Source organism: Candidatus Electrothrix sp. (genome assembly GCF_052785085.1).
Map to the genome: position 1 here is coordinate 1 of NZ_JALAAI010000185.1, position 5,195 is coordinate 5,195.

Annotated in this window: 8 protein-coding genes; all 8 read right to left on the reverse strand. The window is 43.8% G+C overall.

The window, feature by feature from the left end; genetic code table 11:
- Positions 1 to 41: 41 nt before the first annotated feature.
- The 8 genes from L2082_RS18280 to L2082_RS18315 all read right to left on the reverse strand — a co-directional run bounded on the left by L2082_RS18280 (position 42) and on the right by L2082_RS18315 (position 5,090).
- Positions 42 to 509, reverse strand: a complete 468-nt coding sequence (locus L2082_RS18280; protein ID WP_446012091.1) for a DUF2335 domain-containing protein — start codon at positions 507 to 509, stop codon at positions 42 to 44.
- On the reverse strand, positions 496 to 849 hold the full coding sequence (locus L2082_RS18285; RefSeq protein ID WP_446012092.1) for a hypothetical protein: 354 nt from the start codon (positions 847 to 849) through the stop codon (positions 496 to 498). The genes L2082_RS18280 and L2082_RS18285 overlap by 14 nt, the downstream gene beginning before the upstream one ends.
- Positions 850 to 1,108: 259 nt before the next feature.
- A complete protein-coding gene (locus L2082_RS18290) occupies positions 1,109 to 1,333 on the reverse strand; it encodes a hypothetical protein (protein WP_446012093.1) in 225 nt (74 codons plus the stop codon).
- Positions 1,334 to 1,385: 52 nt separating this feature from the next.
- On the reverse strand, positions 1,386 to 1,865 hold the full coding sequence (locus tag L2082_RS18295) for a DUF3368 domain-containing protein (protein ID WP_446012094.1): 480 nt from the start codon (positions 1,863 to 1,865) through the stop codon (positions 1,386 to 1,388).
- A gap of 1 nt (position 1,866) precedes the next feature.
- Positions 1,867 to 2,124 carry a UPF0175 family protein gene (locus tag L2082_RS18300; protein WP_446012095.1) on the reverse strand — a complete coding sequence of 86 codons (258 nt, stop codon included), beginning with the start codon at positions 2,122 to 2,124 and terminating at the stop codon, positions 1,867 to 1,869.
- Positions 2,125 to 2,329: 205 nt separating this feature from the next.
- Complete coding sequence (locus L2082_RS18305; protein WP_446012096.1) at positions 2,330 to 2,578, reverse strand: hypothetical protein; 249 nt, start codon at positions 2,576 to 2,578, stop codon at positions 2,330 to 2,332.
- 19 nt (positions 2,579 to 2,597) lie between these two features.
- The gene (locus L2082_RS18310; RefSeq protein ID WP_446012097.1) at positions 2,598 to 3,224 is read right to left on the reverse strand and encodes a hypothetical protein; all 627 of its coding nucleotides are present in this window, start codon (positions 3,222 to 3,224) and stop codon (positions 2,598 to 2,600) included.
- A 363-nt stretch (positions 3,225 to 3,587) separates the two neighbouring features.
- Positions 3,588 to 5,090 carry a M6 family metalloprotease domain-containing protein gene (locus L2082_RS18315; protein ID WP_446012098.1) on the reverse strand — a complete coding sequence of 501 codons (1,503 nt, stop codon included), beginning with the start codon at positions 5,088 to 5,090 and terminating at the stop codon, positions 3,588 to 3,590.
- Between the last annotated feature and the right edge of the window lie 105 nt (positions 5,091 to 5,195).

Sequence of the window (5,195 nt, forward strand, 5' to 3'; positions counted from 1 at the left end):
AAAACAAACAACCAGAGGGTAACCTAACTTTTCAAACATGTCTAAATTGAAGAGGCGGGATAGTTGCGCCCAAAATTTCTCATTGCGCTATTCTCATATTGAAAAAAGTTTAGGCTCTGAATTGCTGCTTTTTTTGTCCAATCTTTTTTTGTGTGGAATGAGGCGGGTGAACGGTTACCATAATTCTGTCCTCGTTTCTCCATAGCAATAGCGGCATCAACAGATTTTGTTTCAAGTTCATGACGATGAGTCTGCTGCACCTCTGTCATGGAAATGATCCGATCAGCAAAGCCTTCCTGCACGGCGTCGTATTCTCTCAACATGGCGGGAGGCGGTATCGGGCCGGAAAACATAGTCTGTGAGGCTGCTTGCACCAGCCCTGCTTCCTGGTGAATCCTGTTTTCAAGTTCTCCTACAAGTATCTTATCCGGAATTTCTTTCAGAACCTCTTGCAGTTCCGAATGTTCTTTATCCCGTGAAATTTCCTGATCCTGATTATTTCCGCTCATCGCCTCTATTCCTGTTAAGAATTTGACCGGCCAGCACAAGTGTCAAATCTTCGCCCACCGCATTCCAGTCCGACTGAAGAGCCTCAACATCCGAATGGGTCGGCAGGACTGCAAGATAACGTTTTTTCGAGCCTGAAGGCGCAATGTTGAATGAACTGAATGCATTGATAATGCGTTCAGAAAGAACGGTTTTAGGTTGTACTTCATGCTTCTGGGCACGATAGTTTTCATAGGCGGTACGTAACTCGGCTTTATCAGTCTGCCGCTGGTATTTTTCTAATGCGTTGCGCAACCTGTCAGCGAGTTTTTTCGATGAAAATTTCAGTCCGTAATTGTCCATATCATTCTGCTCCTTTAAAAACGTAACTGTCATAAGATAATTATATGTAATCATTCTGATACGCTATCTTTTTGACGTCATTTATATCCCACATGAAAACCTCCTTCTCAGTCAAGAGGAGCAATCTTATTGAGTTGCTGGCCGTTCATTGCAAAGGAAGTACGGGGCATGCCGCTTCAGTCGGTGAATGTTTCAGTGGCAACTTTCCGCTGATTCCTAATCGGGGTCTGTCATCTGTTGCTTATAGGCTTTTACGTCGTTATTTTTCTATATTTTCGCCAAGATTTTTCAGATACAGTTTAATTTCTTCCGGCGAAAGTCCCTTGAGACGGTCATCCGGTGAAGGCCTGTCCAGAACTTCATCGGGCGAAAGCATCCCCAGATAATTTTTGACATAATCTCTTTGAAAATCTTTCATTGTGTAAGACACGGATATTCCCTCCAGATTGTAATTATCGAACAGGGTGTTCGGTTCGTTAATCATCAGGAGATATCAGGGAAAGAGAAAGGTACAATGTAATCGGCATCGTCAGGAATTAATTTTCTTCAGACAGTTCAAGTGCTTTTCTGTAGAGTTTTTCAGATATTCTTCGATGATTACGTATAAGTTTCTCCAGTTCCGGCTTTACTTCTTTGATAAGTTTTTTCTTTTTCGCCTGAAGCAGGATACCGACAGTCCCGATGACAGAAAGTCCATGTGCGGCGGCAAGTCTCCTTCCCCTGTATTCATCAATCAAAAGATCAGTAATGTTATTTTCAAGAGCCAGAACAATTGCTTCTGCTTCGCCGATATCAAGTTCTTTCAGCAGTAGGCTTACGGCCAGTTCGTTCTGGACATCTTTGACCCGATTTATAGAAAACTGTTTAAGATCATCGAAATACGGCTTGCCTTTCTTGGTGAGTTCATGATAAACCGCCCTCGGAATCCATATTTCGTCAAAAAACTGCTCAAGCAGGTCAAGTTTTCTCAGAATTGCCAGTGAAATAAGAGGAGAGGAATCGGAAACTATTATCATGTCAGAATCTGTCCAGTTCCTTTTCTAATTCGGACGGTTCGTAGGCGATGAAATCAATTTCATTTTTATCCAGCTCAATTAAGAACTCATCCCGTGCAACACCCGCAAGCTCGGCAGCTTTCCCGAAGGACAGTTTATGCTTTTTGAACAGCTGCAATGCAGTGTACAAACGCAGCTGCATGGTAAATTCGGCTATGTTCTGATTTAAAGCGTTCAGAATATCTTCCTGCACGTCAAATCGTATTTCCGCTGTTTTCATATATCCATCTTTTTTTAATGAGCAGTTATCTTCATGTCCATAATATTTGTGACTAATCCAACAGTGCGCTTGCGTATCCTGCTAAATGCCCTTTAGTATTCATTCAGGGGCAAAGCCTTTGTTCTCCCTTGCCTGTCGGGAAGGCACAGGGGCCTGCCCCTACAACATATACGTAAAACTGAGAACTTATTTTTTGAAAAATTCCCTAATCCTGAATGCAGCGAACGCTTCCTCCCAGCACTCGACCGAGATTGCTCATACCAGCATAACCACTATTATTAAAAAATAAGCTGGGAATATTGTGGACATCGGTTTGGCTCTCATCAATTGTGCTGGTCCAGTAGACTCCGGTAATAGCTTCGTAGACAAGAGAGCCACTTTCAAAGTTACGATAGCCCGCTGCAGGCAGTTTCAGAACAGAATCAAATGCACCGGCGGCATCCCCTAATTCCATAACAGTCAGTATTTTTCTATTAGCTTTTCACTGCATCCTGTTCCGAGCGAACGATTGTTATCAGGATACCCATTAATGACTCAATCTCTTTCAGGTAGTACTCATCAAGATCAATATAGGCTGTATTGCCAGAGAGCTTCACGAACTTCCAAGTGGTTCCTGTGGTAACGCAGCCATATATACAGGGGATCGTCGTACCCTCCTGTTTATTATAAATATCTGCGGCATACATTGTTGCTATACATTGACCGAGTCCCTGAACGATATTTTCTTTTTTTGCTTCAACAATCGTTATGACCGGGGCTGTAATGTAAAATTGTTCTGGATTCAGGCTGATAATATAATCACATTTTCCATCCAGTTCTTTTTCTTCATCCACTGTAAAGGTGGAGCCTGAAAACAAACTGATGGTATTCTTCAGCTCTCTTCGCAGCTCGGCCATGATCGGAGCAATAATCCACTCGGATCTGGACTTTTCAGTGTTAATGGACAGGGCCAGCGGGGCAAACTCAGACAGTGTTGTTTTCAGGTAATCGCTTATCGGGGCGGGTTCGATGTCCTCATTTGAGAATAAATTTTCATTCTCAACTACCTTAATACCAAGCTTTTCCTTAGTGTCTTTTAAGGTGAATTTACTGTATGCCATAGCTGTTTATAAAAACAAGGTGTGTTTCAGGGGTAATTAGGGGTCTCTCCCTTATTAATCGGGGCTGCTTTTGGCTCCATCAACTTAATCATCTGGATACGTGAAGGATATAGTTGCGTAGGTCTGGTTGAGTAGAACGAAATCAGACAATTCGAGCAATGCGTTGTTGGTTAATCGATGAGCAGCTATCTTCGTATCCAGAATCTTTGAGCCGAATCCAACGGTGCGCTTGCGCATCCTGCTAAACTCCCTTTAGTATTCATTCAGGGGCAATGCCTGTGTCTCCCTTGCCTGTCGGGAAGGCACAGGGGCCTGCCCCTACAACATATACGTAAAAATGAGAACTTATTTTTGAAAAGTTCCCTAATCCTGAATACAGCGAACACTTCCACCAAGTACATGACCGAAACTACTCATGTCAGCATAACCACTATTATTAAAAAATAAGCCGGGAATGTTGTGCCCATCAGTTTGGCTCTCATCAATTGTACTGGTCCAATAGACTCCGCTGATAGCTTCGTAGACAAGGGTGCCGCTTTCAAAGTTGCGGTAATCTGCCGCAGGCATTTTCAAAACAGAGCCAAATGCACCGGCGGCATCTTTGGAACTCCAGCTATCAACCTCTGCTTGAAGCTCGCTTTCTGTCGGCAGTCTAAAACCGGATGGGCAGGGATTATTGATTCCGCTTTTCCCCTGCCAAAGGTTGTTGTTTGGTGAAGTTCTCCAGTCGTAGGGTTCGGAAGTGTTTACGATGAAATTTCCATGTCCCGGATCATCCGTAGAACTCAGCGTTGTTGTTGTGGAGCTGTTTCGTTTTTCATGCCCGTCTGTGAGCCTGCCCCATTGATAGAGACTGCCATAAGCTTCTGTATCCGTCATACTGGTGGCTACTCGTGAAGCACCGAGATTGCGATCCATCCAGACTCTGCCTGTTGCAGGGGAGGTGACGGTTGGAACGGTTTCATCAGATGCACTACCAAGAATTGCGGGAAGCATAAGGTTCCAGAAGCTATTATTTTTTGACTCAAGCGTTGCCGTCATAACCTCGCCAATTACACTGATATCTGTCACGCTCAACTGATAATTTCTTCCACTGTAAAGAAGGCTGTTGGGAACAGATGACGCTTTGAATTCTCTCGTTAAACCATACAGGTCAGTAAAATAGCCTTCGTTTACATTTTTTTCCAGGTCGAACTGACCATCCGCCTGTTCCAAGGCAACTTTATAATGCTTAACAGGGCAACCTGTAGCAGTTTCGCATTCCTGCGTATTGTCTTCTTTTGCTTCATCAATATGCCAGATTGCCAGACCTGATCCGGGAAGCCCTATATCAAAACCATCTTGCAGCCTGTTTTCTATAAGAAAATATTCACCACCGGTACTAGGCGATCCCGGTAGAAACTGGTAGACATCAGCCTGACGGCTTGCGGCATTGATCGATTCATTGACAAGAGTACCAGTGACAACGGTTGGTTTTACCCAGCCAAGTTTGTACTTGCACCATGCTGAAAAATGAGCCGGACTGTCCCCGTCCCTGCTGCCCTCTCTTACGGATTTGTTCCAACTCCCACTCCCCATCAGGCACCAGTCGCCGACACCCTTAGATGCTATGTTGGAGTCCCTGGGATCATCTGTGTCATATAGATCGGGAAGGCCAAGGACATGTCCGTATTCATGAGCAAAAACTCCTATAGTATTCAGGCCTCCTTCCGAGGATAACTCAGGTTGTATAATAAAATCGTTGACTTTTACAGAACCACAGGCTGCTGTGTCATTTGTGGTGTATTCTCCGGTGCCATCATTGTAATAGGTCTTAGCTTGACTCAGCGTCCAATGTTTCGACCATATATCTCCCCATTCGCTCATTTGAGATTATAGTATTTTTAATTCTCAAGCCCATGATAAACAAATGGATCCAAATTGAGCCGTTGTATGATTTCTCTTTGTAAATTCGATAATGTTTTTAAGGAA

Excerpts from the sequence above, each read along its gene's own strand:
- L2082_RS18310 (WP_446012097.1), bottom strand. The coding sequence starts at position 3,224 with ATGGCATACAGTAAATTCACCTTAAAAGACACTAAGGAAAAGCTTGGT.
- L2082_RS18315 (WP_446012098.1), bottom strand. The coding sequence starts at position 5,090 with ATGAGCGAATGGGGAGATATATGGTCGAAACATTGGACGCTGAGTCAA.
- L2082_RS18295 (WP_446012094.1), bottom strand. The coding sequence starts at position 1,865 with ATGATAATAGTTTCCGATTCCTCTCCTCTTATTTCACTGGCAATTCTG.
- L2082_RS18285 (WP_446012092.1), bottom strand. The coding sequence starts at position 849 with ATGGACAATTACGGACTGAAATTTTCATCGAAAAAACTCGCTGACAGG.
- L2082_RS18290 (WP_446012093.1), bottom strand. The coding sequence starts at position 1,333 with ATGATTAACGAACCGAACACCCTGTTCGATAATTACAATCTGGAGGGA.
- L2082_RS18280 (WP_446012091.1), bottom strand. The coding sequence starts at position 509 with ATGAGCGGAAATAATCAGGATCAGGAAATTTCACGGGATAAAGAACAT.
- L2082_RS18305 (WP_446012096.1), bottom strand. The coding sequence starts at position 2,578 with ATGGAATTAGGGGATGCCGCCGGTGCATTTGATTCTGTTCTGAAACTG.
- L2082_RS18300 (WP_446012095.1), bottom strand. The coding sequence starts at position 2,124 with ATGAAAACAGCGGAAATACGATTTGACGTGCAGGAAGATATTCTGAAC.